This window comes from Filomicrobium insigne (genome assembly GCF_900104305.1).
GTDB lineage: Bacteria > Pseudomonadota > Alphaproteobacteria > Rhizobiales > Hyphomicrobiaceae > Filomicrobium > Filomicrobium insigne.
Genome location: NZ_FNJC01000001.1, coordinates 189,322 through 215,072, shown reverse-complemented (window position 1 = coordinate 215,072; position 25,751 = coordinate 189,322). Strand labels below are relative to the sequence as shown.

The window sequence follows — 25,751 nt, the reverse complement described above, 5'->3', positions numbered from 1 at the left end:
CTATTTTGTTAGTATAAGCCGGCCGTTTGCGGTGATGCGCAGCAGATAGTCCTGACCGTTGTGCTCTATGATCGCTTCCCGCTGATCTGATAAAATGTCCGTCACCTTGACCCGACGGCGCTGGATTGGCGCGCGCTGCTCATCGGAGTTCTCAGCGCGGGGCTTTTCAGTCTCTTCGTTCATCCCCAACTCACTGATGTTTGGTTCACGTGGCAGCCGGAACGACTGCGCGTTCTGGTGAGCCCAACTTTGCCGCGCTAAGTGGACGCGTCGTCACCAATGAATAAATTGTTGACGCATTAAGTCAAGATACGTAGCGTAGGGACATTCGCCAACGGTCATCGTGCGTAAAACGGCCAGCCCGCCTGCCAATGTTCGGTGAACATAGGTGCCAGCCAGCTAAATCCGACAAAGATTGTAAATCGGCTTTTGGGGGGCTTGGGGAATGGTGTGGCTGTTAATTCCGACGCTGCTAAGTGCGGCGTCAATTGTAGTGTTGAGTTCAGGTGTCGTGCGTGCGCAGGAAATTCAGTTGGATGGAATCGTCGTGACCGTATCGAAAATCGACGAAAGCGCCATTGATGCTCTGGCCGGTGCCAGCACCGTCTCGAAAGAGACACTCGATACGCAATTCCAGGCAGATAGCGTTTCCAAAATTCTGAACACCATTCCCGGCGTCGCAACACAGGAAACGGCGCGCGATACTGCCCAAGCGGTCAACATTCGAGGTCTACAAGATTTTGGCCGCGTCAACGTCCTGATTGAGGGCGCACGCCAGAACTTCCAGCGCAGTGGTCACAGCGCCAACGGCACATTCTACGTTGAGCCGGAAATGCTTCAGCGCGTTGAGGTAACCCGCGGCCCTACGGCGACGATCTACGGATCCGGCGCGATCGGTGGTGTTGTCGCCTTCGAACTGCTTGATGCGGATTCCATTCTTAAGCCTGGCGAATACGCGGCCATTCAATCCCGCACCCGCTACGCGTCGAATGGCGATGGCAAGCTGGCAAGCGGCACCGGTGCGATCCGCGTCGGAAACTTCGATATTGTTGGACAGATTAACGGCCGCTGGAACAGGGATTATGAAGACGGTGACGGTGTCGTAGTCCCAGGCTCCAATGACGAAACTGGGTCTGGAATGGTCAAGGCGCGCTGGCGCCCGGCTGAGGGCCATGAGATCACTGGAACCATTGTCGACTTTAATTCCAAGTTCGTAGACCAAGCGGAGGCGGGTGGCTCGCTCCGCGATACGGACGTCGATAATACCCAATTCACGCTTGGCTATACCTTCTCCCGCCCCGACACGCCGCTCTTGGATTTCAGCGCAAAGGTCTACAAGAACCGTACAAATATGGAGCAGACGAGATTGACTTCGTCGACGGTTCCCATATTTGGGCCTAACCCCGCGTTCCCACCGGTTCCTCCACCCTTCACTATTATTGGCTTTGACACTTTTCCTGCTGGGGCTTCGCGTAATTTTACTGTCGATACGGAAGGTGTCGACGTGTTCAACACGTCACGTTTCGAATTCGGTAGTGCCAGAATGGCTCTGACGTATGGCGCGGATGCGTTTAGAGACGAAGTGTCGAACTACGATTTATATGAGGGTGGGGACGAACTGACCCCCAGCGGAAAACGTACAGTATACGGGTCGTTCATCCAAAGCCATTGGACATTCTTTGATCGAATCGATCTCATAGGCGCTCTGCGCTACGACAATTATGAAATCAAAGGTGGAACGACCAACCTTTCAGATGATCGTGTGTCCCCAAAAATTACGGCAGGTGTAACGCCTGTCGAAGGATTTACGCTATTCGCAACGTATGCTGAGGGGTTTCGAGCGCCTGCCGTCACTGAAACACTGATTAGTGGACTGCATGCCCCTCCGGCAAACTTCAACCTCATACCGAATCCGAATTTGCGTCCCGAAGTGGCGCACAATGTGGAGGGTGGTGTGAACTTGAAATACAACGGTGTCTTAAAGCAGGACGACGCATTCCGCGCTAAATTCACTGCCTTTCGCAATAAGGTCGATGATTACATTGACCAAGTTTACGTGGAAGGACCTAACCCTGCGCCGGTCTTCCTTGATGACACGCTACAGTATCAGAACGTTCGCAACGCGACGTTGGAAGGCGTGGAGTTCGAAGCCGCCTACGACGCAAGATCCTGGTTCCTGGGGCTTTCAGCTCACCACATCCGGGGAACCAACGACGACACTGGCGAGGGGCTATACAGCGTTCCGGCCGACCAGATCATCCTGACTGTCGGATTCCGGGCCTTTGACGAAAAGCTGACAGCTGGTGCCAGGGCACGTTTCGTCGGTAAGCAGGACCGCTTCGTAGAAGGAGAGACCGCTGCGTCCGCGCACGCCGACGCCTATCAAACCCTGGATCTTTTCGCGCAATACGAAGTCAATGAAATTGCGACGCTGAATCTCAATATCGATAACGTGTTCGATGAGACTTATCGCCAACACACAGATCAGTACAATAGTCCCGGTTTTAGCGCGCGCGTTGGCTTGACCATGAGACTTGGAGCGGATTGAGGGAAGTTCGCTCTGTCGGCGAGGCAGGCAAAGCCAAAATAGGTTTTTCCTGCCTCGCACGAAATTCAAACGAAAATTGGAGGCGTCGGAAAATGTATATCGCGATGAACCGCTTTAAAGTCGCAAAAGGCAATGAAGAGGGCTTCGAGAACATATGGCTCAATCGCGAGACATATCTTGAAGAAATGCCCGGCTTTATCGCGTTCCACATGTTGAAGGGCCCAGAGCGCGAGGACCACACTCTCTATTCCTCGCACACAGTCTGGCGCAGCTATGAAGATTTCGAGGCGTGGACGAAGTCGGAGCAGTTCCGAAAAGTTCATTCCCGAGCCCCAGAGAGCAAGCCGCTCTACATGGGCCATCCAGAATTTGAAGGCTTCCAGGTTATTCAGGAAGTCAAACCGGGTTCCGCGGCAACTCCGACGGCCGCGGAATAAGGACTGCTGCCCGGAGAGTGCTATGGTCCTCCCCCGCTCGGGACTTTCGAGTGCACCTCCGGGCAGTAGGCCTGCTTGAACATTTTGAAGACCCGGCGCCCCGGGTGAACGACGTTGCAGGATTTTAAAAGAGCAATGACAGAAGCTGCACCGCAAGACTCCGTCAACGAACTGCCGTTGGCGGAGCGTTTGGCTAAAAATCCAGATGGCATCCTGGAGCAGATTGCGAAGTCGTATGCCGTAAGTACGCTCGACGTAGTCCGCCATCTATCTCCAGATCGTTGCACAATTGTCGGCGCAGATAAGTTCACCGCTGTGATGCAAGACATCACAGCGTGGGGTGAAATTCTCTTCATTGTCCACACCAATGATATCGTGTGCGAATGCGCAGGAGTGCTACCGCCAGGCACATTTGGTCGGGGTTACTACAATCTCCATGGCGATAGTCCTATCGGAGGCCATATTCGCGTCGAAAATTGCGCACGCATTGCATTCGTTTCGCGCCCCTTCATGGGCCGGGAATCACGTTCCGTTCAATTTTTCAACGAAGCCGGTGAAGCGATGTTCAAGATCTTCGTGCGGCGGGATAAGGACCGCAATCTGTTGCCGGAACAGGCTGAGAAGTTCGAAGCGCTACGCCGACGCGTGACGAATTCCGGCGCAGAGCAATAGGCCGTGACAAGACGCGAGAAATGTCTAAGAAACCCTGTCCACTTATGACCTTCCGTATGCACGGAAAGGAATTGGGCGAACAGCCAACCAAACCTCTGGATATCGATAAGGCCGCAGTCTTCTTGATCCGCAAGTTTGGTGAGGATAGTGCTTCCGTCGCCTATTCGAGGGCCTATTGCTGTCGCTGTCGCGGAGATAATAACGCGGCGCAGGAATGGAACGCCGTTTTAAACCGGATCGTGGCATTACTTTTTTCGCCGCGCGAGGGCCCGTTGCACTGAAGGTGCGCGGCCCCATCAACACAGAGTTCGGAGGAGCTGGCATCAGCGGCGACCAATAGTCTGGTTGTTTGCGGTAAAAACACGCGTACGTACTCTTATTCATATTTTGAACGGGGAATGGAGACCGTCAATCCGAGCCGTGTAAGCCGAGGCTCAGTGCGCAGAAGACGGATTCCATTGAGCTAGGTATGCAACTTAAAAAGGTTCACTGGTTTTACGCCGGAACAGCCGCTGTCGCGTTGCATGCTGCCGTCTTCATTGGGCTCAATCGCAACCCTAAACAGGCGGGTGATGTATCGCCTGCGGCCGGCCCCGTCGCGGCAACGCGGAACTCAAGCGGCGGATTAGTCGGCACAGCTCCCGATGACGTTGAAATTGAAATGCTGGAGTCGATCCGGGAGACCAACCCGCATGAGGTAATTGAGCCGACATCCGAGACGGCCGAGGTCGCAGAAGCAACCTCTGAGGTCAATGTCGCAATGTCGGCTCCGTTGGCAGCGCCCGTCGAGGCCGAAGCTGTGATGGAAGTCAAAGCGCTCAAGCCGGCTGAGACGTTGGATGCTAAGGAGCCAACGTCAAAAGCTGAAAAGCCCCGCGAGCCGAAGACCCTCGATGTCAACGAGATTGTCGAACCGGAACGGAACCCGAGACCAAGAGAAAAAAAGAAAACCAACGAGAATAAGGGAAAGGACAAACGTGTCGTCCGAGCCCAACGGCGCGGAAACTCAGAAAGACAAGGCGGTGCGGGATCGGGTGGCGGAGGCGGTAAATCGCAAGCTAGCGCTGGCGCTATCGCGGGATATGCGTCGCGGGTACGCTCAAGGATACTATCGCGCAGTCCGGCCAACGCTGGTCATCGCGGAACGACCGTTGTGAGTTTTGGGGTTACGACATCGGGGGGCTTGAGCTATGCGCGTGTGTCGCGGTCAAGTGGAAACAAAGCGCTTGATCAAAGAGCTCTGGCCAGCGTGCGCGGCGCTTCGCCTTTTCCCCAGCCACCAGCAGGCGCTCGCGCGAGCCAATTGCGTTTCTCTGTCCCGTTCCATTTCCGCTAGGCAGCTTTGCTGCATCTGTTAGACGCGGAGACGCCGCATGTGGTTGTCAAAGGCGATATCGTTAAACGAAATCCGAGACTGTGGCTCTTTGCCCGGAGCTGCGACTTCCAGGATGCCCTCGCCAGAGCTGATCGCGACGGTCTTGTCAGACGCCTCTGCGATCCCGCAAGCGTCCTTCAGGAGAACTTCTCCCATCAGTTCTGCGCGATTGGCATCGAAATGAAGAATGCGGCCGGCGCGTGGGGCCGACACACTCACAATCTCGCCGCCGTTCGTCGCTGATACGGACCCAATGTAGCCTTTCAAGGCGGGACCCATGTGCTGAGCTGACGACACAAACCTGATTGGTTTATCGCGGCTGGTGTACCCGACAAGTTCCGGCGCCGTCTCGATAGCATCTTCCCACTGTCCGCCAAACCACACGCGCCCGCGGGCATCCGCACAGATGTGCCGGATCGAAAGCTTGTGAAGGGCTGGATCAATTTCCTGTCGGGTAACGAGATCGCCCGTGCGGCTATTGATGAAAACGAGCGATGGCTGCATCGTCGAAAGATTGAGCTTTTCCCGTCCGCTTGCGGGATGGGTATCAATACCTCCGTTCGCGACAGCCAGCGTCACACCGTCTTCAAGCAGGATGACCTCGTGCGGTCCTACACCGTGCGCATCGAACTCACCGATACGCCGGTAGTTCGCGCCGACGTCATAGATACCAAGCACACCGCGGCCGGCGTCGAAGTCGTTCTCGGTAACGTACAGCAGACGGCCATCGCGCGAGAAAACGCCGTGGCCGTAAAAATGCCGATCCTCTGGGCTGTCAAAGGCAACAGGAGGCGTTTCGTTTTTGAGGTCGAAGGCTATGGCAAATCGGCCTGGCCGCCGGGCGAAAGCGACACCACGAGTCCCATCGGGGCTGAGCGCTACATCGTGACCACGACCGTCCAGTGGGATCTCGCGCAAGATTTTTCCATCGGCCGTGACGAACGCGAGCGCGTAGTGGCCATCACCACGTTTGCAGGCCGAGATAAATTCTGCCGATCCCGAATGAAAGGCTTTCCCATCCGCCGCGTGCAGTGGCCGTGGAAGCGCCAGCATCGCTGCTGTACCGGCGACAAAAGCTCTACGATCAATCGCCATCTAACTCATTGAACCCCAATGTCAGCCCTGCTGTCGGCGCTATTTGCCGACCGATGATCTGGCGTAAACCATTAGCATAGAATTTGCCGCGCCGAACTCTGTTGAGCCCCTCTGTGTTGCCAAGTGTCGGCCGTGCCGATCCTGGCATCGGCATTTCTTCGGCGTCACTTGCGAGGCTTCGGAAGGCGTTGCCGATCCAGCCGCTAATCCAGCCGACTTTTGAGTCGCCTGCTACGAAATCTCCCAAGCGAAGCGTCTGAGCTAACGCCCCACATGAGCGGATGGAAGCGAGCATGAAGTCTCGCGCTACCCCCGATCGTTCAAACGCGAGGCCTGCCCGCGTACGTCCTCTCTGTTCCGCCTGCAGCATAGCTTCAAAGCCAAGATCGCGGACGATCTGGAGGCCGGTCAGCAGTGCTTTGACGAGTTCGCCAGCAGCCTCAGCATCACTTTTGTACACGGGATTATCCGGCCCCGTTTCAACCATGCGTGTCCGCCAGCCGTCCGGGCGCGTCCACTCCTCGGTGAGTTCACGGGAAAGTCGAGCCACATTGGCACTGATAGCCATCGCAAGCCCGCATCCGTAATCATCGAGCCCGGATTTCGTCTCCGGCCCCTTCGGAAAAAGCAACACCTCAAGGGCAGGCAGTCCTTGGATCGCAGCGGACTGTTGGCTCAACGCGCCAGGTTCCAGCAAGGCAGGGTCTTTGCGCTTTAAAGCAGCACTTAATTGCCGGGAAGCGACACCGCGCGGGTCAGGGAAAAAGGCGAGATGCTGTTGTCGGCTGTCCTTGCGAGCAGGCCCAAAGCGAAGGAACGCCACGCCTCCCCATGCGCTTACGCTCTTTCGAAAACTGTCTTCAACTGTCGCACGCGCAGGGCTTTCTGCACCGCCGCCACCATCCTCGCACCAGGCAGCGATGTTGGCGTTGAGTTTTTCACTCGCTGATTGCAGCGTTTTGTAGCTGGGAATGATGTGTTGATCGATGCTTGCGGCCACAATGGCCGCAAGCTCAGGACGTTGATTGGCTTGTGACGGCGATGGAGCGGTCGCGTTGCTCCAAACAAACACAAGGATAATGAAGCCCCATCGCCTCATCATCTGAGTGACCGTTCCCAAGTCTGATGTGTCGGAATTTATTCTGCGTCGTCCGCCGATTCGGCATTCAACTGGCCGTAGTTGTCTTTGCCGATCGTATCGTACAGGCCAAGCTGCGTTTCGAGGAAGTCGATGTGACCTTCTTCGTCCTTCAGCAGCTCTTCGAACAGCGCCATGGTGACATAGTCTTCCTTGTCGCGGCACAGCTCACGGCCCTTCATGTAGTGTTCCCGGGCAATGTATTCGCCGCGGAGATCGCACTCGAGGACTTCCTTGACGTTTTCCCCGATCATCAAAGGAGCGACATGCTGCAGGTTCGGATGTCCCTCAAGGAAAATGATTCGAGAGATGATCTTGTCTGCGTGATGCATCTCTTCAATCGATTCTTCGCGCTCCTTCTTTGCGAGCTTTCCGAAGCCCCAATCCTCAAGAAGGCGATAGTGCAGCCAATATTGGTTGACGGCGCCCAGCTCCAGCTTAAGTGCTTCATTCAAAATTTCGATGACGCTAGCGTCGCCCTTCATCGTCTTACCCCTTCGTTCCAAGCGTGAGCACACAAACTTTCTAGATGAGGGGTCGGATTCAAGAGCAAAGGAGAGTGTTTGTCGAGGCGCAAATCGGCTCTCCCCGACATCAATGATTATAAATTTCGTCCCACGCTGAGTACGCGCGGATATGAAATAGGCACGAACTATTCAGCGGCTAGCAACGGGAATTCTTCGTCGACGCTAGGCGGAGCCTGACGTGTCGTCGAGCTTCGGCGCTGCTTGGCCTTATTGGCGCGGTCCAGACGAACGAGCCGTTCCAGCGCTTGAGCACAGGCACAAGGAGAGATGAGTCCTTTGGCCTGAAGGCTTTCCATTTTTTCATAAATAACCGAGACCGCGAGCGGCGCGCAGCCGCAGCAGTTCATCTTTTTAGACAAATGCCGCCACACGACGCCCGGCGTAGGAAGCGGGGCGCCGGGTTGGGACATGATCTCCAATACCGCAAGCTCGATATCTTGATCACTGATGACCGCACAGGAACAGATAAGCACGGGAGGTTTCCTGTCAGTGGGGATGCTGCGCGCACGGATCGACGAGTGCGTTGGCATTCACGATCCAATTTGGCGAAATCACCTGATCAAGGCTGCGCATCGTGATCGCAAAGCTATCACTGTGATGCACGACTTCCTCGATCAAGGAGCTCTCAATAAGTGCAAATGCGCATGCGCGCATCGCAGGACAAGTCCTGTGTTGAGAGGCCGCGATCATTGAAATGGCCAAACATTCATCCCGGCAGAAGTTGCAGGCCTCAATGGGCCCAACTTCAACCTTGCGGCGCGCACCCGCCTTAACCGCCTTTGCCCAGACGGACAGTTCCCCGACGACGACTTTCGCAGCGCGTGGGCCGAGGGCGTTGGAGTAAACCTGCCAAACCCGCTCCCAACAGCCGATATTGCCGGTCTGATAACCGGCGATCCATCCGCGAAAACCAAAACCTACAAGTTGTTCTGGGGCGCGCCAACCATCGCCCCCGGCTTCAAGGCCTGCTTCTGAAGGCAGCGCTCGCAGCGCACCGCCCGGCAGTCCGAAATTCGCTGTCATCCCTGCTCTCTCCAATAAACGGGGTTCAAGGCCCCAGTATCGGATCGCGTCATGTTGTCGACGCTCGTCGTCAAGAAAACATGCGATGGGGCGTCGAAGTCAAGCAGTAATTGAAGAATGCGCCAAACAAACTAGTCAAAGATATAAAAGGTTAGAATGGTTCCAATCTAAGTCGTCTTAAGATTAGAACCATTCAAATTATATGATGACGATTATACATTTGAGATGAACTATAATCAGTGCGGCCTAGAGTGCGGATCAGCAGCGCGCACTGCCTTTCGCAGAACGTATGGAGGCTTCGGGAATGGAGCGGACGGCGCGTGTGCGCGGCTTCTTGGCGCTCGCGTTAGGCCGCGGTGCCTGAGCGCTCGCCATATCGGCAATGGTGTGCTGGTTGAGGACGCTGATAAAGGCGTCAAGCGCATCGTCAAAAATGGCCTGCGCGCTCTGCTTCTCGTCGCTGCGTGCGTCGAGATTGGACGCTTCGATAACGCCGACGACCTCTCCAACGCGAATCTCACTGGCAGGACGCGCGAGCTTTACGCCACCGTGGCGGCCGCGCACGGCCTTCACAAATCCGCCGCGGGACAGCAAGTGCACGATCTTAAAGGTGTTTTGCTGCGTGATGTCCAGGCGCTCGGAAATCTCGGCGACCTTGACAAGTTCATCGCCAGACTGAGCGCAGTCCACCAATATCCGGATGGCGTGATTGGTAGTTTTGTTGAGGCGCATTGATTGACCTTGCTGGATCAGAGGTTGAAGGACCCATTATTCACCGGACCGGGCACAATGCAAGCAGCCCAAACCCCTATTCTACGGGCTGTATGGGGTCTCGCTCACATAAATCAACCCCGGACACTCTCAGGATCACCAAGCGGACAGCGCCTGCTTCCCCGACAAGCCGAGCGTCAATTCTTGCTTACCCATGCAACTTTATGTTTCATTATAAAAAAAGTCAACAATTTGGCGTTACAAGAGCTTGTCGCGAATGTCAGTGATGCTATCCATCAGATCGCGATTTGTCCGAGCAAATCAGCCCAGTTCAATGAGCGGTATCCGGATTCTCAATTCTTGGGGAGGCAGCCTCGTGTCGAGGAATGGCATCAGCTTCTTATTTGCGTTCGCACTCTTGGTCACATCGCTCGTCGGCGCTAATTCCGCGAAGACAGCTGAGAACCCCGAGGTTAAAGCCGTGCTGGACACGTACGCGAACATCGCAGAAGCCGGATACACAGACTCCGTAACGACCGCACACCGCCTCAAGGAGGCGATTGACGATCTCCTCAAGGAGCCGACGCCTGAAAGTTTGGCAACGGCTCGGGCTGCTTGGATTGCCGCGCGAGTTCCTTACCAGCAGACCGAAGCCTTCCGGTTTGGCAACCTCATCGTGGACGATTGGGAGGGGCAGGTAAACTCCTGGCCGCTCGATGAGGGCTTGATCGACTATGTCGAAACCGAGTTCTACGGCACTGAAAATTTCGAGAACGACCTCTACGTCGCCAACGTCATCGCCAATAAATCGCTGAAGATCGGTGGGACGGATGTCGATACGTCGAAAATCACGAAGGAGCTTTTGCGCGATAAGCTCCAAGAGGCGGGCGGCGTCGAGGCCAACGTCGCGACAGGCTACCACGCCATAGAGTTCCTTCTTTGGGGGCAAGACCTCAATGGAACGGAAGCCGGTGCTGGCGATCGCCCTGCCACAGATTACGATCTCAAGAACTGCACCAATGGAAATTGTGACCGCCGGGCCGAATATCTGCGGGTTGTAACCGACCTTCTGATTGAGGACCTCGATTGGATGGCAAAGCAGTGGGCGAAAGGCGGTGCTGCCCGCGCTGCGTTGACCGAGACGGACGAGAAGAAAGGGCTGTTGTCTCTCTTCATCGGTCTTGGAAGTCTCTCTTACGGCGAGCTGGCGGGCGAGCGCATGAAACTCGGCCTTCTGATCCATGATCCGGAAGAGGAGCATGACTGCTTCTCCGACAACACGCACAACTCGCACTATTACGATGTTATAGGCATCCGGAACGTTTATCTGGCCAGCTATAAACGTACCGATGGATCGACCGTGTCCGGACCAAGCGCATCTGATCTTATTCGCGCTGCCGCACCTGAAATTGACGAGCGCGTCCGCGCGGCTATTGAGAACACCGTGGCCAAAATGACCGAACTCAAAAAGCGCGGTGACACCATCGAGCGCTACGATCAGATGATCGGGCAGGGTAACACGGAGGGGAACGCCGTGGTGCAGGCGGCCATCGATGCGCTAATCTCACAGGCCCGGGAGCTTGAGCGGGCCATGGCCGTTCTGAAGCTGGAAGCAGCGAAGTTCGAAGGCTCCGATAGCCTCGATAATCCATCGTCGGTGAAATAAGGGCAGGGGTTGCGGAAACGAAATGGCCAAGATCGACACGTCCGACATCCCCTCGCTTCGCAGATCAAGATTTTGGCCCTTTGGTATCGCGCTCACCGGTGCCGCTGTCGTTCTGGCGGCGGCATCCCTTGCAGCCCCCGTGGATGACAAGGCTTCCATCGGCAAGTTTGAGCCCGGTGAAGAATTTCCTGGCGGGACAGCCACCACGCGACAGTCCCGGGATCACGTCAATGCGTTTTCTCATTTTTCGAACGGGATCGGCTTCGAGGGCGAGGCGCGCTTCAAGTTAGGTAACGCCATATTCCGTAAGGAGTGGGTATCTTCCCCCGCCTCGACCAAGGCTTCGGATGGCCTTGGCCCGCTCTACAATGCCCGGGGTTGCCAGAGTTGCCACTTGAAGGATGGGCGCGGGCATCCCCCGGCCGCCAATTGGCCGGATGACGATGCCATCTCAATGTTCCTTCGCCTGTCCGTCCCACCTTCAACTGACCAAGAGCGCCAACTGCTCAAGGAGAGGCGTGTGAATGTCATTGCCGAACCCACCTATGGCGGGCAGCTGCAGGACATCGCTATCAAGGGGCATGCAGCCGAAGGGCACATGAAGATCACTTATGAAGATGTGCCTGTTCCGTTCGCTGATGGCACGAGTGTTACGCTGCGAAAGCCGAGTTACGAAATTACGGATCTGGCCTACGGCCCGTTGCAGCCCGATGTCATGACGTCTCCGCGGATCGCGCCGCCCATGATTGGTTTGGGTCTCCTTGAAGCCATCCCGGAGGAGGTTATTCGCGCGAACGCCGATCCTGACGATGCCAATGGAGATGGTATCTCCGGGCGCGCGCAGGAAGTATGGTCGCTTCGAGATCGTGATGTGCGGCTTGGGCGCTTCGGGTGGAAGGGCGGAACACCAAGTGTCGCTCAGCAGAGTGCCGAGGCCTTTGCCGGAGACATGGGCCTGTCGACATCACTCGTGCCGAAATCCTCTGGTGATTGCACGGCGGCTCAGGCCGTCTGCCTAGATGCACCTAATGGCAATTCGCCCAAACCGAGCGACCCCGAGGTCGGCGATCAGTTGTTCGATCTTCTGGTGTTTTACTCCCAGAACCTCGCCGTGCCGGGGCGTCCCAATGCATCGGAACCGCTCGTGCTTGAGGGCAAGGTGAAATTCCACGAACTGGGGTGTGCCGCGTGTCACATCCCCAGTTTCACAACAGGCGAGGTATCCGGCCAACCGCATCTCAGCGGCCACCGCATATGGCCCTACACCGATCTGCTTTTGCACGACATGGGTGAAGGGTTGGCGGACGGCCGTCCCGAAGGTTTGGCGAGCGGCCAAGAGTGGCGAACGCCTCCCCTTTGGGGCATCGGCGCGACTGAGGTCGTGAGCGGCCACACCAATTTCCTGCATGACGGTCGGGCACGTAACGTGGAAGAGGCAATCCTCTGGCATGGTGGCGAGGCGCAAGCCGCACGAGACGCGTACACTCAATTGAGCAAGGATCAGCGAGACGCGCTGTTGGCGTTCGTAAACTCGCTTTGAGATGGCCCGCAATGCGCGCGACCCAACTCCTCACAGGATCGGTGTGACGGTGAGCGGCATGCCGCCTTTGGGTCGCAACGTGATCCGCGAAATGGGCTCGGGCAAATGCTCGCCGTCCCAGTCGAAGCGTGCGCCCCGCACGAACGTTGCAAGAAGGGTGACCGCTTCGATCATCGCAAAGCTCTGGCCGATACAGATGCGGGGACCCGCCCCAAAAGGCATGAATTGCGTGCGCGCCATTTCCGTCTCGCGATCGGGCAGGAACCGATCAGGATCGAAACGGTCCGGATCCTTCCAAAGCTTGCGATGTCGGTGAATGGCGAAGATCGGCACTACGATTTGCGCGTTGGCTGGAACGGGAGTGCCGGCAAGTTCAAACGCTTCCTTAGGTTGACGTGCAACAACCGGCACAGGTGGGTAAAGCCGCATGGCTTCTTTCAGCACACGCGTCGTAAGTACCAGTTTGTCGATGTGTTCTGCTCTGATCGACGTAGGCCCAACAATGCGATTGACTTCATCACGCACGGATTGCTGCCACTCAGGCGCACGCGCCAGCAGATACAACGTCCAGGTGAGAGCCTTCGCGGTCGTTTCGTGGCCAGCCTCCAGCAGCGTCGACAAATTGTTGACGAGCTGATCCTGCGTCATAGGCTCACCCCCGTCCGGGTCGCGTGCATTCAAGAGTCGGGCGAGAAGGTCTGTGCCTTCAACAGCAGATTGGCGCCGCCGGGTTATGATGTCGGAAAGCGCGGAACGCACCGTCTGTGATGCGCGTCGCATTTGCCGCGACGCCGGGTGTGGGAGCCATGTGGGTAAGTGCAACAACGCATGTGCCATCTCCCAGGAAACGCGCGCGAGATACTCAGAGCCACCGCGCATGATGGCCTCGCCCTCAGAGCGATCCCCACCCACCAGCATGGTACGCATAATGACCTTGAAGGTTGAGGTCATCATCTGTTCGTCTATGGCTTGAGAGCCGGCAAAGGCGCGCCGCCATTCCGTGACTTGTTCTTCCGCGACCTGTGCCATGGTTGGCACGTACGAAAGAATTTCGTTGTGTCGGAAGAGAGGTGCCATAACGCGGCGCTGCCACCGCCACAGCGCGCCGTCCGAGGTCAACACGCCGTCACCGAGGGTCGCCGCGAATACTTGCTTCTCCAGCGGGGATTTGACGAGCAGATTCGCTTTCCCGACGAGAAGTTCCTCGACAATTGCGGGGCCGCTGACCCAGAGCACCGTTAGTTTTTTCGTCGGGCGATATAAGGTGAGGTCTTCTTCGTAGACTTGGCGCGGCAGCCCGCGGAGCGGATTGGCAATGAACTGTCGAAGAAAATCGAAAAAACCGAGTGGCTGGTCGGGCGGTGTGATCGAAGGAGGGTAAAGCCCGTTACCGTCGGAGGTAGCGGGCACAAACTGAACGTCGGTGTTCGGCGTCAGTCGCGTCGGCATAGGCATTCTCCTGGCTGTCTACTCTTTTGCAGACCCCCTAGGCACCACCTTGCCGGAACAGATGCCGTCACCGACGTGACAGTTCGCAATATAGCGAAGGTAACGAGTTATTGGGCGGCGGCAGCTTCGCCGCGGCCGGCACGCAGTAAGGACTGCTTCCGTAGGCGCGCGCGCACGCCGGATGTATTGCCCTGAACGCGTGTCTGCTTGGGACGCGCCAGGGTACGACGCTTCTTTTTCTTGCGCGTTTCAATATTGCGATCGCTGCGGCTCGACATGGACGTTGTTCCTTATCTGGTGCTTTTTTCAGGCAGTTTCTGCAGCAACCCGGCGCGTACCTGCCGAAATATCTGACTAAGCCCTCCGCAATAGGCGAACTTGTTGGGTTCTGCAAGGCGTTGGGATGCATCTATCCCATAAGCCGTCTTATGTGAAAAGCAGGCCGATACCGTAACCGGGGGCCAGGAACGCACCTGCCCAAAGGAGGCAGGATACCGGGCTTGCCGTAAGAAATACCGCCCATTTCATGCCTGCGGCTCCGGCGATAGCCGGCACAAAAGGGCGCAAAACTCCGAAGAATTTGCTGAAAATAACGCCCGGTGCACCCCAGCGGGCAACGTAGATGCGAGTACCGGCATACCATTCCGGATGGCGGCTAAGGGGCCACCATTTTCTGATGTCATCCTTGAAGTACCGGCCAATAGCGAAGGTAATGACGTCACCAATAAAGGCACCTGCCCCACCGGCTAATACAACGCTCCAGAATTCGCCCCCCGCTGCGCTATGCACACCGCCGATCGCCACGAGCAGCGCCGAGGACGGGACCAGCAGTGAGACAACCATCGTGCTTTCTGCAAAACCAAGCGCAAAAACAATTGGCTCGACGAGCGCGATGTTCTCATTGATCAGTGTGACGACACTATCCGCAAATTCAGTGAGCATGGGGACCAATCAGATTGCGGCGTCGGGCCGCAGCGGCGTACCGTGACCGGGAATGGCGGCACCGCGATGAGCACACCATGTTTGAGCTCATTGCAAAAGCGGGCAAATTTACGCTCAGCGGCAACGTGGATCTAAGGTAGAGTAAATGAATGACGCTTTTTACGACCTTCAGTGCTACACATTGCCTGTTGGTTGTGCGCTAATTTGATGGCAAACAGGCGGGCCGAACACACACGCGCGACCTTAAGGTCTGACCGCACTAAAGTCATACCCGATGTCTATTGAGCCGGGCGATTGGCCGCCAGTCCGTCAAATGGCGCCGCCGGAACAAGCTTGATCTTGGAGAACACATGCCCCCACTTCCTAACGCAGGCGAAGCAGGTGAAACCGCACGACCCCGCACACGCAATCAGCGTTTGCGCCAAGCTGTTCACCGCCACAAGGCGATATCCCGCCAAGGCGTCCAGGAACGACTGTTCACGCTTGCATTCTCCGGCCTCGTGTATCCGCAAATCTGGGAAGATCCGGTTGTCGACATTGAAGCGCTCAACCTCAAGGACGGTGAGCACGTTATCGCCATAGCCTCTGGTGGCTGCAACATCTTGAGCTACTTGACGGCCGCGAATGTCAACATCACCGCTATCGACCTCAATCCAGCACATATTGCCCTGAACAAACTGAAGCTGGCGGCCGCGCGCTATTTGCCGAGCTATGCCGCGTTCCATCGCTTCTTTGCGGAGGCTGATGCCTCCGAAAACGTCCGCGCTTATTTCTCCTATTTGCAGGAACATCTCGATGCGCCGACGCGTAAATATTGGGAATCGCGCGATCGCCTGGGACGCCGCCGCGTCGGCTACTTTGGCAAAAACCTTTATCGGCACGGACTGCTGGGCACCTTTATTGGAGCCAGCCACCTCCTTGCCCGCATGCATGGGCGAAACCCGCGGCTTCTCCTAAAAGCGAAGTCTCGCGAAGAGCAGCGCCAGATTTTTGAACGCGAACTCGCACCTTTGTTCGAAAAGCGGCATATTCGCTGGCTGATAAGCAAGCCGTCAGCCCTGTTCGGTCTTGGCATTCCGCCGTCGCAATATGAGGCGCTGAAGGGCAATGAGAACCACATGGCAGAGGTTCTTCGCCAGCGTTTGGAGCGCCTAGCTTGCGAATTCGATCTACAGGACAACTACTTCGCCTGGCAGGCATTCGGACGTCGCTATGCCAGTGGTGGTTCCGGACCATTGCCGCCGTACCTTCAGCGCGAGAACTACGACACGTTGCGGGCCCGCGCCGATAACATCGAAGTGGTCCACGCATCCTTCACCGAGCACTTGGCCTCGCTGCCGGAAGCTTCGCGCGATGCGTACGTACTACTGGACGCGCAGGACTGGATGACATCTGAAATGCTTACGGCGCTTTGGACACAAATCGCCCGTACGGCTAAACCCGGCGCGCGTGTGATCTTCCGCACCGCAGGCGAGGATACAATCTTGCCCGGCCAGATCCCGGATGAAATCCTGAATCGCTTCTCATACGACGAAGAGGCCTGTCGGGCCCTGACGGTCAAGGACCGCTCGTCTATCTACGGTGGCTTCCACCGCTATGTCCTGACCAACTGACGGAGAGCTGCATTGTCTGCCGCGCCCCACGAGGATGCTGCCCATCATATGGACGGCATCTATCGCTATCAGCGCTATATCTACGACCTATCGCGCAAGTACTTTCTGTTCGGTCGCGATACGATGCTCGACGGTCTGAAGCCACCGCCGAGTGCGAGCGTGCTTGAGGTCGGCTGCGGGACGGGGCGCAATCTTATCTTGGCGGCGCGGCGCTATCCCGACGCTCACTTCTACGGGTTCGATATTTCGCGGATGATGCTCGAAACCGCAGAAGCGAATATCGCGCGCGCAGGCTTCGAGAAGCGTATCAAGGTCGTTGAAGGCGATGCGACGAACTTTTCCGCTCAGGAATTGTTTGGTGTCCCAGCATTTGATCGCATTTTCATTTCCTACTCACTATCGATGATTCCGCCCTGGCAGCAGGTTCTGCCTCAAGCCATAGATGCGCTGAAGCCGGGTGGTTCGCTCCACATTGTAGACTTCAGCGAACAGACGGGTTTGCCGCGGTGGTTCAAGAGCGCGTTGCGCGCCTGGCTGAAAAAGTTCTCTGTCGAGCCGCGCGCTGAGCTTGAAGCGGAGTTGCGCCGTGTGGCCGAAGAGAAGGGCTGTACGGTGACGTTCGAGCGGCTCTTTGGCGATTACGCGCATCTGGCGGTGGTGATCAAACGCTAGCCGCTCATTCCGCGCCGAAAGCAGTTTATCCGCCGCCGTGGATCAGCCACGCCAGCCCTAGTGAGCCCGGTGCGAGCAACACGCCCGCCCATAGAAACGCCGACAGGAAGTTGGCGATCTGAAATGGGACCATCGGCATTTCCGTAATGCCAGCGACCAGCGGCACGGCAGCGCGCAGCGGCCCAAAGAACCGGCCGATAAAAATCGCCCAGATTCCGTACTTTTCAAAGAAAACGTGACCGCGCGGGAGCAAATCCGGATATCGGGACAGCGGCCACATACGTCCAATAGGCTCGTGAAAGTGCTTGCCGAGCCAATACGACAGCCAATCACCGAAGGCAGCCCCAAGACTCGCACAGACCCAGATCACAATCAGATCGGTTGTCGTCCCGCTCGCACCGATGAGAGTCCCGATACCGACGAGCATCGCCCAGAACGGGAGGACAAGCGATATGAACGCGAGACTCTCCCCAAAAGCCAGAATGAAAACAACAAGCCCAGCCCACCCTCTATTGGCCTCGATAAACGCAATAGTGCTGTCCATCAGGCTGGCAAGTTCCATCGTAGTTAAGCTTTCTCGTCGGACTGTTGAGGTATGGGGCGCGTAGCGAGGAACTGCATCCAACTCAGAAGTACGGCAACTGTCAGGACGGCAAGTGCGAATGCGACGAAAGGCTTCGTGAGGGCAAGCACCGCAAGTCCGACGAGCACGCAATTGGCTGCAATGACGCATTTGACGACAACGGAGTGAGATCCTGCCGCACGGGCTGAGCGCTGGTAGAAATGGCTCCGGTGCGGCTCCCAGATGCGCTCACCCTTCCGTAAGCGATTGAGGATCGTCAGGCTGGCATCGGCCGCGAAATAGAGTGGGAGTATGAGCGCTGCCGCGAGAGAGACTCTGACCGCAAGATCGACCATGAGCCAGCCGGTGATGAGCCCCAGCGGAATAGAGCCCACATCGCCCAGAAATATCCGAGCCGGATGCCAGTTCCAGAACAAAAAACCGAGGGCCGCGCCAGCCACGGCAAGTGCCAGGCCGAGGTAGACGGAGTTCCAATCGCCTAACGACATCACCACAATCGCGTATCCACCTGCGACGGTTGCCGTTTCGACGCTCGCGATTCCGTCTATGCCGTCCATAAAATTGTACAGATTGATGTACCAGACGAGCGCGAGAACCGCGAGGAGGCGGTCCAGCCAGAACGGCAAGATATCGCCAAAAATGCTGGCGCTGTAGTGAACGCTCACGACACAGGCAACCGCGGCGCCTAGATGAACGGCGAACCGCAGACGTCTTGAGATAGGCTGCATGTCGTCGAGGAACGAGACGACGGCAAGAACTAGACCGGTGGCGATCAATGCGCCCTGCCGAGGGTCGAGCGGCCAGAATATCAAAGTTGTGATCAGTGCCGAGACCAGAAGCGGGATGCCTCCGCCGACCACAACACGGCCTTTATGCATGGTTCTGTGGTTGGGTAGGGCGACGGGGCCGCGGCCGTCAGCCGCCTGGATGTAGAAATGCGTCAGCGTCACGCCGCCGATGAATGCGAGAAAGAGCGTGAAAATCGCAGTCACGGGGCCCCCGGGAAAAACGAACTGCTGCTGACGTCGAGGGCAACTCCCTTACCAGATGCGCTGCACGGCACCAAGGTAATGTGAAGTTCTAGAGTTTTAGGGACCTATTTCCCTGATGGCAGATGTTCGTTCGGGCAACGCCAAAAGCCCGCCAAATTTCCATCCCGATCCATATAACGAGCGGAAGAACATAGGTGACGGCATAAGGCTCGGTCCAGGTGAGGCCGCCCGGAGGACGCGGCAGGTAAAGCGTCAGGCATCCAGGCGTCATGGCCAGCAAAGCCGGGTGAGGTGTCCGTACGCACAAGGCGCACAAAAAATGCGAAGTACCAGGGATAGTGGGGCGAAGTCAGAAAAAGGAACGCCGCTCCGAGCAGAGCCATCCGGTTGGGTAGAAATTCATCCGGGCCGCGCGCAAAAACAGCCCAGACTGCAAGGAGTCCGATCAGCCCGCCAGCGAAGAGGAGATATGCGACCAGGCTCGGATCAGCGATCGAAAAATCGCGAAGAAACCAAACAATCTGAAAGCCCCAGCCGTCCCGATAGCCTTCATTGCCAAGGTGAGTTCCGAGAAATCCGAACATGTGCCCGCTGCCGGCATACGGAATAAAAAGAAGGCCGGCAGTGACGATGAGAGCCGTAGGCAATCGCCAGTCCCATCGTCGCAAGAGCGTGGGAAGGAGGACAAGCGGGAAGTATTTGACCATCGCGGCACAGGCGAAGAGGGCAACCGTCAAACCTTGGCGCCGGTGCACGGCAGCCAATATGCCAAGAGAGAGGAAAGCCGTGGCGGCAGCGTCGATATGAGCTTGACTGGCAAACTCCCAATCGGAAGCGGGTGCCATGCGTAGATTAAGACGCGCGACGTAGGTAGCCGCTCTGCTTTAAGCCAACCCAGAAGGGCGATGATCGTGACGGCTTCGAACAGAAGCATCGTGAGCTTTAGTCCCGCAATGCCATCGCGAAGGCCGGTAGCCGCCATAAAGATCATCTCCGCCAGTGGCGGATAGAGGCTTACGGCGACCTCCTTTTGGTTGATGTACGGATAAATCTGTTCGTTGCGCAAATGCGCGAGCGATGAATCTGCTGGTGCAGCGGCATAGGGACTGAAGCCCTCCCATTGGATACGTCCATCCCAGACATAGCGGAAGGCATCCGTCGTCAGGTAGGGCAGCGCCGTCATGGCGAGCCCGCGCAAACATAAGGCGACAACGAGGATGAGGATGAGATCCCGCGTAGATGTCGGTCGGCTCAGCACCCACCACACGCCGATGAGATAGATTGCCCCGTGGATCAGTGCGTTGAGGACAAAACCCTCGACATCACGGTGATCGATATTGACGGCACCCTGGGCCACCACCATCGCGATGCCGATGGCGACGAGGACCAGGGCATTGGGCGGAAGAAACCACACGTCGCGGGATTCGGTGCCGACTGGCGACATGCAACTATGGGCCTAGCTGGCTACAAGCGCCGGTTAACTTCATCTGGCAGCGGATCATAATCGATTGGTTAACTGCTGCTACAATCATATGTCAGTACTCTGTGGTCCGTCGGATTTTCGCCACCGCGCGACACAAATCGTAAGAAACTCTACGTAAATTACGTATTGTGACCCGGAAAAAGTCGCAATTTGCGGGTGCTACGCAAAGGGAGCCTGAGGAGGTGCGTCACGGTACGGACCTATTTTGGGAGCAAGAAAAAAAACGAAATGGCGGTTGGAGCGTTTAGCCCTTATCGACATTGGCTGATGCGGCACTGCGACACATTACTAACGTGTTCGAAAGACGCATATGCCTGGATGTACTCTTGGAGATCCGCATGAGCGTCACTGCCGTCAAGTCCACAGTGTTGGACGTTGATTGGTCTACACAGACTGTCCTCCCCATAGAATTTCGCGGACGCGAAATTCAGTTGGAAGCGCGCGCTTACCAGGGTTGCGATCCCACCTATCAAGCTCTCGTACTGATCAATCGCCCGAAACCGGGCGAAGATGTGAAAATCCCGGTGGTTCGAGTTCATTCAGGCTGCGTGACCGGCGACATCTTCCACTCCTTGCGCTGCGATTGTTACCAGCAGCTTCAAGCGGCGCTGGAGACCATCGTAGATACCCCCAACGGCGTACTGATTTACCTGCCTTATCACGAGGGTCGGGGCATCGGTCTCGTCAACAAAATCCGGGCCTACGCACTTCAGGATAAAGGACTTGATACCGTCGATGCCAACGTAGAAATCGGCGAGCCGATCGACGCGCGTGAGTACGACCTGACGGCTGCGATCCTTTTTGATCTGGGCTTTAACGAAATCCGGCTGCTGACCAACAACCCCGCCAAGGTGGAAGCCTTGCGCCAGGAGGGCATTACGGTCGCAGAACAAATTCCGGTTGTGACGGAACCCAGCATCTATAATCAGCGTTATCTTGAAACCAAACGTGTACGCATGGCCCACAAGCTATAGCGTGCCGTTGGTCCAGAACTAATGCTCGGCAGCGATGGCCGCGGTTCCCATTAGGTGATCCGCGGCCCATTTTTTCAAAGCTAATCAAGTGTCGCCTTCGGGACCGTGAAGCCGCCGGCAGCCACCATGCGCGCAAAAAGCCCGTTGGCGTTGGCGAGTTCTTCATACGATCCGCGCTCAACGATCTTTCCATGTTCGAGCACAAGGATTTGATCCGCCTGAGTTACAGTCGAGAGACGATGGGCGATGATGAATGTGGTTCGCCCGGATCGGAGGGTGTCGATGGCCCGCTTGATACGGCTCTCTGTCTCGGCGTCGAGCGCACTGGTAGCTTCATCCAGAACGAGGATCGGGGCGTCCTTCAGGATGGCCCGCGCGATGGCAATACGCTGACGTTCACCGCCCGACAGCGATGCCCCCCGTTCGCCAATGACGTAGTCGTATCCTCCAGGCTTGGTCGAAATAAACGACTCGGCTTCGGCGAGTTGCGCCGCATGGAAAACGGCAGCATCGTCCGCGCCAGGCCGGCCGATCCGGATGTTCTCGCCAATCGACCGATTGAAGAGTCCGGCGTCCTGGAAGACGACCGCAATAGAGTGCCGTAGGGAGGATAGCGTCACATCGCCAATGTCGTGGCCGTCGATCAAAATACGGCCGCGGTCAGGATCGCGCAGCCGTTGCAGGAGCGCCAGCGTCGTCGTTTTTCCCGAACCCGTAGGGCCAACGAGAGCGATTGTTTGGCCCGGGTTGACCTCAAAGGTTAAGTCGAAGACACCCTGCGAGCTCCCGGGAAATTTAAGGGACACGTCATCGAAGACGACGTGTCCCTTCACATCGACAAGGGGCTTGGCATCCGGACGCTCAACAATCGCCGATTTCTCGTCCAACAGTTCAAAGAGCGCCGCGATCTTTGGGGCCGCTTGTATCATCCGAACGGCAAACGCAGAGAGCTGGTCAAGCTTGCCGATCAGAAGGTTCGCGAAAGCGACAAAAGACACGATTTCACCGACGGTGAGTTCTCCGCGCGAAGAGAGATAAGCCCCCATCGCGAAGATCGCGATCATGGCGATCGTCGCCGCGCCCCGCTGCAAGACCGTGAGAATGCCCCACCAAGTGAGAAGCGGGTATTGCTCGTTGAGGAGTTGTCCGATCATGGCGCGTAGCGCATCCGCTTCGGCCACGAGACGCGCGTAGCTTTGCACAATCGTTACATTGCCGATGACGTCTCCGACACGTCCTAAGACGTTGCTGTGGTAGCGGTCGACCCGCATCTGGCCGCCCGACGTCTTCGAGATAACTAAGAAATTGAGCGCCGTGAAGCACACCGCCAGAACACCGAGGATGGTGGCCATCCGCCAATCGATGGAAATCGCAAGCGGAACGAGAAACACGATACCGATCAGCGCCGAAAGCTGTTCGCGCAAGGAACTCAGCCACAGCCAGAACAACTCGTCCGAACCGCGCTGGACGGTTCCGATAACGGTGCCGGAACCGCTTGCGGCGTGGTAGCTGAGCGGTAAGGTGATCGCCTGCTCAAACGCCTGGGATAGAGCGATCAATCGGCGCCGGTGCGCTAGGCGGTCCGCAATCACCGCGACGGTGACACTGGCTGCGATCCCACCGAGGCCAAGTAGGGCCCATAAGCCGATGATCCAGGCCGCGGGCTCCTGTTTGGACAAAGCATCGACTACGGCACCAAACAACACGGGTTCCGCAAGCTGCACAGTCGCAATGGCAACGCTGGCCACGGCCAGAGCCGTTGCGAGGCGCCATTCCGGTGCAAGAAGCCTGAGGGCACGGCAATATATCTTGAATGGACTCATCGGCTTGGCGCGCACCCTACGGGTTGGAAGCCTGGGCCCCAAGACCCATGCGTCAACTGCTCGATAGCGCCACGAAGCGGCCGGAAATTGAAGCGTACCGAGTGCGTTCCCGCTGGCACGGCGACCGCACGGAACAGAACGTTGGACCGCAGCATCGGAGCAGGCTTTCCATCGATTTCAACGAACCACCAGGGGTGCCAAACATCGTTGAGAATGAGCCAGCCTCCGTCGCTGGACGTTGTGTCGATAACGATCTCACTGTTGTGGTATTCGCGAATGGCCGCCGACCCAGTCGCGTTTGAGGGCAGCGATGGGGTGGTCGGGCCTTCAAGCAGAACAGTATTGCGATAGTTGATGTCGGGCATGCCGCCGCAGCTCAGGAGTTTATCGAAGTCCGCTTGTTGAACACGCGTCGCGAAGAGGACCCGCGGGAGCGCTTTCGGATTCTCATAAATGTATCCGTCGACTGTGCGTGCAACGAGAGGAAACGCACCTGGCGTTACGGAAGGATCGATTTTTTCGAGCGGTACGCCGGACGCTATGTACCGCAGCCCTAGCAGGTTCGCGAGCGGCGACGCATAAGAGGGCATAAGAGGGGAAAATTTGCGCTCGTGCATTCCGGAAGTATCACCCGCACCAGTCGCTGCGCTGTAAAGCGCCAGCCGGACTGGATTGTAACCCAATGTATTCTCCAACCCATAGGTCAAGCTCGCGTTTGGCCAGTGAAAGCCGAGACCGATCAGTTCGACGCGATCGCGCTGCGTTGCCGTTTGGCCACTTTGCACACGGCGTTTGAGATCCACCATGGTCTCGTTAACACTGCCGTGTGCGAGAACCTCATACGTAGATGGCGGTAAGCCTACAGCGCCACCGTGCCCGTTTTGAAACCCCAGGTCGAGCACGGCAAAAGCAACGAGAAGCGCTGCTGCAAGGTGTGGGCGAATGGGCTGGAGCCACCGAACGAGGGCGATGACTGCAGCAGCGCACAAGATGAACGCCACCGAAATCACGAAGGGCTCCAAGGCCTCATGCCATTGATGGAAATGCGTTGCGAGATAAGCGGCGTAGGTAAACCCCAATGTGATGACCACCCCTGCCGATAGCCACGCATCGCGTGAAAACGGCGCCGTTGCAGAACGCAAAAGGCGGTTGGCGCCATGTCCCGCAAGGATCGCGGTTAAAAACCCGATCAGGAACACAGCATCAGCGGGGCGGCGAAAAAGATCGATACCCGGCAGCCACATATGCATGAGCCGGAACACAGGCGTGTACCAACCGAGCGCATAGATGAGCATGATGAGCATCGCGATAGTGTAGAAACGGATTTCGCGGAGCCAAAGACTGCCGCTGAATAGTCCCGCAAGCATCAGCCAAAATGATACCGCGCCGATGTAGAGCACGCCCATGTTTTGCGCGATGTACAACCCAGTATCGTGCCAAACGAAACTCGGCGGACCCCAGTAATCTTCCATATCGCCCGAAGCGCCGAAAAGATCAGGCCCCAGCCAGGTCACCATCAAGGCGGGGTGAAGCGAGCCGCGTCCCGCTCCAATAAAGTCGATCTCCGGACGATTGGACATTTGCGCCAGGAGCCATGTGAGCAGGATGGGGATTGCTACAAGGACAATTCCCGCGATGCTGCCAGCGATGAGCGGCGGCAGGCTCGACGAAATCCGTCGACCGCTATGGTGCACGCCTGCGCTGAACCAATGCCAGACCACGTAACCGGTCAGAAAATAGACGCTGATCAGCGCCACCTGATCCCGCTCTAAAACCATGAAGCTGGCGGTAATTCCCGCAGCTAGACCGCACAGCCATGACCCACGAGAAAGGGCGCGTGACAGGAGCATAAACGTGATCGCCAGCATCGACAGGCTGACTACCTGCCCGATATGTTGAATACGCCAGCTCATAGCCGCGCCGAAGCAAAACGCCAGAGCAGTGAAGATTGCTGCACCCGTCTCCCACCCCTGATCGCGAGCCCATATGACGAGCGCCAGACCTCCCGCAGCAATTGTAATGAGCGTTGTGACGTCGGCGGACCAAAGACCCGGCGCGGGATCGAAAAGTGCCAGAAGCGCAAACGGCGGAGAAAAAATCAGGGATTGAGGGTCGGCGACCTGCGGATGGCCGGAAAACACAAAAGGCGTCCAGAATGGACTTTCCCCTTGCCATAAGGCATGGGCAAAAAATTGCACCTGCGGTAGAAAATGCGCCTTGGCATCGTAGGGAATGGTGACGTGTCCCGACAACCACGGCCAAGCGAGTACGAACCAGCAGAGCAGGAAAAGGAGCCCAGCGTGCCGCAATTTTGCCCCCTCTCGGAGGTCTGCAATTTCAGCCTTTGGAGGAGACACGTTCGGCCGCTACTCTCAAGCAATCCTGGTCAGTTACGCCTCCTATAGCATCACGCTGTCTCGTTCTGTGCATCACTTCGACGCGCGGTAAACACAAGTCACCGAGAAACCTAACAGAACCACGATTAAGG

The 25,751-nt window shown here is 57.0% G+C and carries 25 protein-coding genes; 9 read left to right on the top strand and 16 right to left on the bottom strand.

Annotation, left to right across the window (positions count from 1 at the left end; translation table 11 throughout):
* Positions 1-183, bottom strand: a complete 183-nt coding sequence (gene hemP / locus BLS30_RS01020; RefSeq protein ID WP_046478164.1) for a hemin uptake protein HemP — start codon at positions 181-183, stop codon at positions 1-3.
* A 262-nt stretch (positions 184-445) separates the two neighbouring features.
* On the opposite strand from hemP, the gene BLS30_RS01015 reads away from it, so the two are divergent.
* From BLS30_RS01015 to tolA, 4 genes are all read left to right on the top strand, one after another.
* The gene (locus tag BLS30_RS01015) at positions 446-2,548 is read left to right on the top strand and encodes a TonB-dependent hemoglobin/transferrin/lactoferrin family receptor (protein WP_046478165.1); all 2,103 of its coding nucleotides are present in this window, start codon (positions 446-448) and stop codon (positions 2,546-2,548) included.
* Between the two features lie 92 nt (positions 2,549-2,640).
* On the top strand, positions 2,641-2,985 hold the full coding sequence (gene hmuQ, locus BLS30_RS01010) for a heme-degrading protein HmuQ (RefSeq protein ID WP_046478166.1): 345 nt from the start codon (positions 2,641-2,643) through the stop codon (positions 2,983-2,985).
* A 135-nt stretch (positions 2,986-3,120) separates the two neighbouring features.
* The gene (hutX, locus tag BLS30_RS01005) at positions 3,121-3,657 is read left to right on the top strand and encodes a heme utilization cystosolic carrier protein HutX (protein ID WP_090225988.1); all 537 of its coding nucleotides are present in this window, start codon (positions 3,121-3,123) and stop codon (positions 3,655-3,657) included.
* A 469-nt stretch (positions 3,658-4,126) separates the two neighbouring features.
* Positions 4,127-4,993, top strand: coding sequence for a cell envelope integrity protein TolA (gene tolA, locus BLS30_RS00995; protein ID WP_052743831.1), 867 nt, complete (start codon positions 4,127-4,129; stop codon positions 4,991-4,993).
* An 18-nt stretch (positions 4,994-5,011) separates the two neighbouring features.
* Here tolA and BLS30_RS00990 read toward each other — a convergent pair whose 3' ends face one another.
* The 6 genes from BLS30_RS00990 to BLS30_RS00965 form a co-directional block, all read right to left on the bottom strand.
* Complete coding sequence (locus tag BLS30_RS00990; RefSeq protein ID WP_046478169.1) at positions 5,012-6,127, bottom strand: DUF1513 domain-containing protein; 1,116 nt, start codon at positions 6,125-6,127, stop codon at positions 5,012-5,014.
* The gene (locus BLS30_RS00985; RefSeq protein WP_046478170.1) at positions 6,117-7,229 is read right to left on the bottom strand and encodes an imelysin family protein; all 1,113 of its coding nucleotides are present in this window, start codon (positions 7,227-7,229) and stop codon (positions 6,117-6,119) included. Before BLS30_RS00985 ends, BLS30_RS00990 begins: the two co-directional genes overlap by 11 nt.
* A gap of 35 nt (positions 7,230-7,264) precedes the next feature.
* Positions 7,265-7,750, bottom strand: a complete 486-nt coding sequence (bfr, locus tag BLS30_RS00980; RefSeq protein WP_090225985.1) for a bacterioferritin — start codon at positions 7,748-7,750, stop codon at positions 7,265-7,267.
* A 167-nt stretch (positions 7,751-7,917) separates the two neighbouring features.
* Positions 7,918-8,265 (bottom strand): (2Fe-2S)-binding protein, encoded by a 348-nt coding sequence (locus BLS30_RS00975; RefSeq protein ID WP_046478172.1) that lies wholly within the window; start codon positions 8,263-8,265, stop codon positions 7,918-7,920.
* A gap of 13 nt (positions 8,266-8,278) precedes the next feature.
* Positions 8,279-8,815, bottom strand: a complete 537-nt coding sequence (locus tag BLS30_RS00970) for a hypothetical protein (protein ID WP_052743832.1) — start codon at positions 8,813-8,815, stop codon at positions 8,279-8,281.
* A gap of 258 nt (positions 8,816-9,073) precedes the next feature.
* Positions 9,074-9,547, bottom strand: coding sequence for an RrF2 family transcriptional regulator (locus tag BLS30_RS00965; RefSeq protein ID WP_052743833.1), 474 nt, complete (start codon positions 9,545-9,547; stop codon positions 9,074-9,076).
* A gap of 355 nt (positions 9,548-9,902) precedes the next feature.
* Between BLS30_RS00965 and BLS30_RS00960 the strand changes: the two genes are divergently transcribed.
* On the top strand, positions 9,903-11,192 hold the full coding sequence (locus BLS30_RS00960) for an imelysin family protein (RefSeq protein WP_244512336.1): 1,290 nt from the start codon (positions 9,903-9,905) through the stop codon (positions 11,190-11,192).
* 22 nt (positions 11,193-11,214) lie between these two features.
* Positions 11,215-12,732, top strand: a complete 1,518-nt coding sequence (locus BLS30_RS00955; protein WP_090225977.1) for a di-heme oxidoreductase family protein — start codon at positions 11,215-11,217, stop codon at positions 12,730-12,732.
* A gap of 30 nt (positions 12,733-12,762) precedes the next feature.
* On the opposite strand, the gene BLS30_RS00950 is transcribed toward BLS30_RS00955, so the two are convergent.
* The 3 genes from BLS30_RS00950 to BLS30_RS00945 form a co-directional block, all read right to left on the bottom strand.
* Positions 12,763-14,181 carry a cytochrome P450 gene (locus BLS30_RS00950; protein ID WP_082101094.1) on the bottom strand — a complete coding sequence of 473 codons (1,419 nt, stop codon included), beginning with the start codon at positions 14,179-14,181 and terminating at the stop codon, positions 12,763-12,765.
* Between the two features lie 107 nt (positions 14,182-14,288).
* Complete coding sequence (locus BLS30_RS18085) at positions 14,289-14,459, bottom strand: hypothetical protein (protein ID WP_170832383.1); 171 nt, start codon at positions 14,457-14,459, stop codon at positions 14,289-14,291.
* A gap of 148 nt (positions 14,460-14,607) precedes the next feature.
* Complete coding sequence (locus tag BLS30_RS00945; protein WP_052743834.1) at positions 14,608-15,123, bottom strand: DedA family protein; 516 nt, start codon at positions 15,121-15,123, stop codon at positions 14,608-14,610.
* Between the two features lie 350 nt (positions 15,124-15,473).
* Here BLS30_RS00945 and BLS30_RS00940 point away from each other — a divergent pair, with 350 nt between their 5' ends.
* Entirely contained in the window at positions 15,474-16,736 is a 1,263-nt protein-coding gene (locus tag BLS30_RS00940) for a BtaA family protein (RefSeq protein WP_046478174.1), read from the top strand.
* 12 nt (positions 16,737-16,748) lie between these two features.
* On the top strand, positions 16,749-17,408 hold the full coding sequence (locus BLS30_RS00935) for a class I SAM-dependent methyltransferase (RefSeq protein WP_342027527.1): 660 nt from the start codon (positions 16,749-16,751) through the stop codon (positions 17,406-17,408).
* A 25-nt stretch (positions 17,409-17,433) separates the two neighbouring features.
* On the opposite strand, the gene BLS30_RS00930 is transcribed toward BLS30_RS00935, so the two are convergent.
* The 4 genes from BLS30_RS00930 to BLS30_RS00915 form a co-directional block, all read right to left on the bottom strand.
* Positions 17,434-17,970, bottom strand: coding sequence for a DedA family protein (locus tag BLS30_RS00930; RefSeq protein ID WP_090225974.1), 537 nt, complete (start codon positions 17,968-17,970; stop codon positions 17,434-17,436).
* Between the two features lie 5 nt (positions 17,971-17,975).
* On the bottom strand, positions 17,976-18,983 hold the full coding sequence (locus BLS30_RS00925) for an MraY family glycosyltransferase (protein ID WP_090225971.1): 1,008 nt from the start codon (positions 18,981-18,983) through the stop codon (positions 17,976-17,978).
* Between the two features lie 104 nt (positions 18,984-19,087).
* Entirely contained in the window at positions 19,088-19,720 is a 633-nt protein-coding gene (locus BLS30_RS00920; protein WP_090225969.1) for a hypothetical protein, read from the bottom strand.
* Complete coding sequence (locus BLS30_RS00915) at positions 19,717-20,427, bottom strand: hypothetical protein (protein WP_090225966.1); 711 nt, start codon at positions 20,425-20,427, stop codon at positions 19,717-19,719. The genes BLS30_RS00920 and BLS30_RS00915 overlap by 4 nt, the downstream gene beginning before the upstream one ends.
* A 377-nt stretch (positions 20,428-20,804) precedes the next feature.
* Here BLS30_RS00915 and BLS30_RS00910 point away from each other — a divergent pair, with 377 nt between their 5' ends.
* Positions 20,805-21,440 carry a GTP cyclohydrolase II gene (locus BLS30_RS00910; RefSeq protein WP_046478177.1) on the top strand — a complete coding sequence of 212 codons (636 nt, stop codon included), beginning with the start codon at positions 20,805-20,807 and terminating at the stop codon, positions 21,438-21,440.
* Between the two features lie 80 nt (positions 21,441-21,520).
* Here BLS30_RS00910 and BLS30_RS00905 read toward each other — a convergent pair whose 3' ends face one another.
* Positions 21,521-23,263, bottom strand: coding sequence for a glucan ABC transporter ATP-binding protein/ permease (locus tag BLS30_RS00905; protein ID WP_090227278.1), 1,743 nt, complete (start codon positions 23,261-23,263; stop codon positions 21,521-21,523).
* Positions 23,260-25,620, bottom strand: coding sequence for a hypothetical protein (locus BLS30_RS00900; protein ID WP_090225964.1), 2,361 nt, complete (start codon positions 25,618-25,620; stop codon positions 23,260-23,262). Before BLS30_RS00900 ends, BLS30_RS00905 begins: the two co-directional genes overlap by 4 nt.
* Between the last annotated feature and the right edge of the window lie 131 nt (positions 25,621-25,751).

What these genes read in the sequence shown, in the direction of transcription:
- hemP (WP_046478164.1), bottom strand. Translation starts at nt 183, where the DNA reads ATGAACGAAGAGACTGAAAAGCCCCGCGCTGAGAACTCCGATGAGCAG.
- BLS30_RS01015 (WP_046478165.1), top strand. Translation starts at nt 446, where the DNA reads ATGGTGTGGCTGTTAATTCCGACGCTGCTAAGTGCGGCGTCAATTGTA.
- hmuQ (WP_046478166.1), top strand. Translation starts at nt 2,641, where the DNA reads ATGTATATCGCGATGAACCGCTTTAAAGTCGCAAAAGGCAATGAAGAG.
- hutX (WP_090225988.1), top strand. Translation starts at nt 3,121, where the DNA reads ATGACAGAAGCTGCACCGCAAGACTCCGTCAACGAACTGCCGTTGGCG.
- tolA (WP_052743831.1), top strand. Translation starts at nt 4,127, where the DNA reads ATGCAACTTAAAAAGGTTCACTGGTTTTACGCCGGAACAGCCGCTGTC.
- BLS30_RS00990 (WP_046478169.1), bottom strand. Translation starts at nt 6,127, where the DNA reads ATGGCGATTGATCGTAGAGCTTTTGTCGCCGGTACAGCAGCGATGCTG.
- BLS30_RS00985 (WP_046478170.1), bottom strand. Translation starts at nt 7,229, where the DNA reads ATGATGAGGCGATGGGGCTTCATTATCCTTGTGTTTGTTTGGAGCAAC.
- bfr (WP_090225985.1), bottom strand. Translation starts at nt 7,750, where the DNA reads ATGAAGGGCGACGCTAGCGTCATCGAAATTTTGAATGAAGCACTTAAG.
- BLS30_RS00970 (WP_052743832.1), bottom strand. Translation starts at nt 8,815, where the DNA reads ATGACAGCGAATTTCGGACTGCCGGGCGGTGCGCTGCGAGCGCTGCCT.
- BLS30_RS00965 (WP_052743833.1), bottom strand. Translation starts at nt 9,547, where the DNA reads ATGCGCCTCAACAAAACTACCAATCACGCCATCCGGATATTGGTGGAC.
- BLS30_RS00955 (WP_090225977.1), top strand. Translation starts at nt 11,215, where the DNA reads ATGGCCAAGATCGACACGTCCGACATCCCCTCGCTTCGCAGATCAAGA.
- BLS30_RS00950 (WP_082101094.1), bottom strand. Translation starts at nt 14,181, where the DNA reads ATGCCGACGCGACTGACGCCGAACACCGACGTTCAGTTTGTGCCCGCT.
- BLS30_RS18085 (WP_170832383.1), bottom strand. Translation starts at nt 14,459, where the DNA reads ATGTCGAGCCGCAGCGATCGCAATATTGAAACGCGCAAGAAAAAGAAG.
- BLS30_RS00945 (WP_052743834.1), bottom strand. Translation starts at nt 15,123, where the DNA reads ATGCTCACTGAATTTGCGGATAGTGTCGTCACACTGATCAATGAGAAC.
- BLS30_RS00940 (WP_046478174.1), top strand. Translation starts at nt 15,474, where the DNA reads ATGCCCCCACTTCCTAACGCAGGCGAAGCAGGTGAAACCGCACGACCC.
- BLS30_RS00930 (WP_090225974.1), bottom strand. Translation starts at nt 17,970, where the DNA reads ATGGAACTTGCCAGCCTGATGGACAGCACTATTGCGTTTATCGAGGCC.
- BLS30_RS00915 (WP_090225966.1), bottom strand. Translation starts at nt 20,427, where the DNA reads ATGTCGCCAGTCGGCACCGAATCCCGCGACGTGTGGTTTCTTCCGCCC.
- BLS30_RS00910 (WP_046478177.1), top strand. Translation starts at nt 20,805, where the DNA reads ATGAGCGTCACTGCCGTCAAGTCCACAGTGTTGGACGTTGATTGGTCT.
- BLS30_RS00905 (WP_090227278.1), bottom strand. Translation starts at nt 23,263, where the DNA reads ATGAGTCCATTCAAGATATATTGCCGTGCCCTCAGGCTTCTTGCACCG.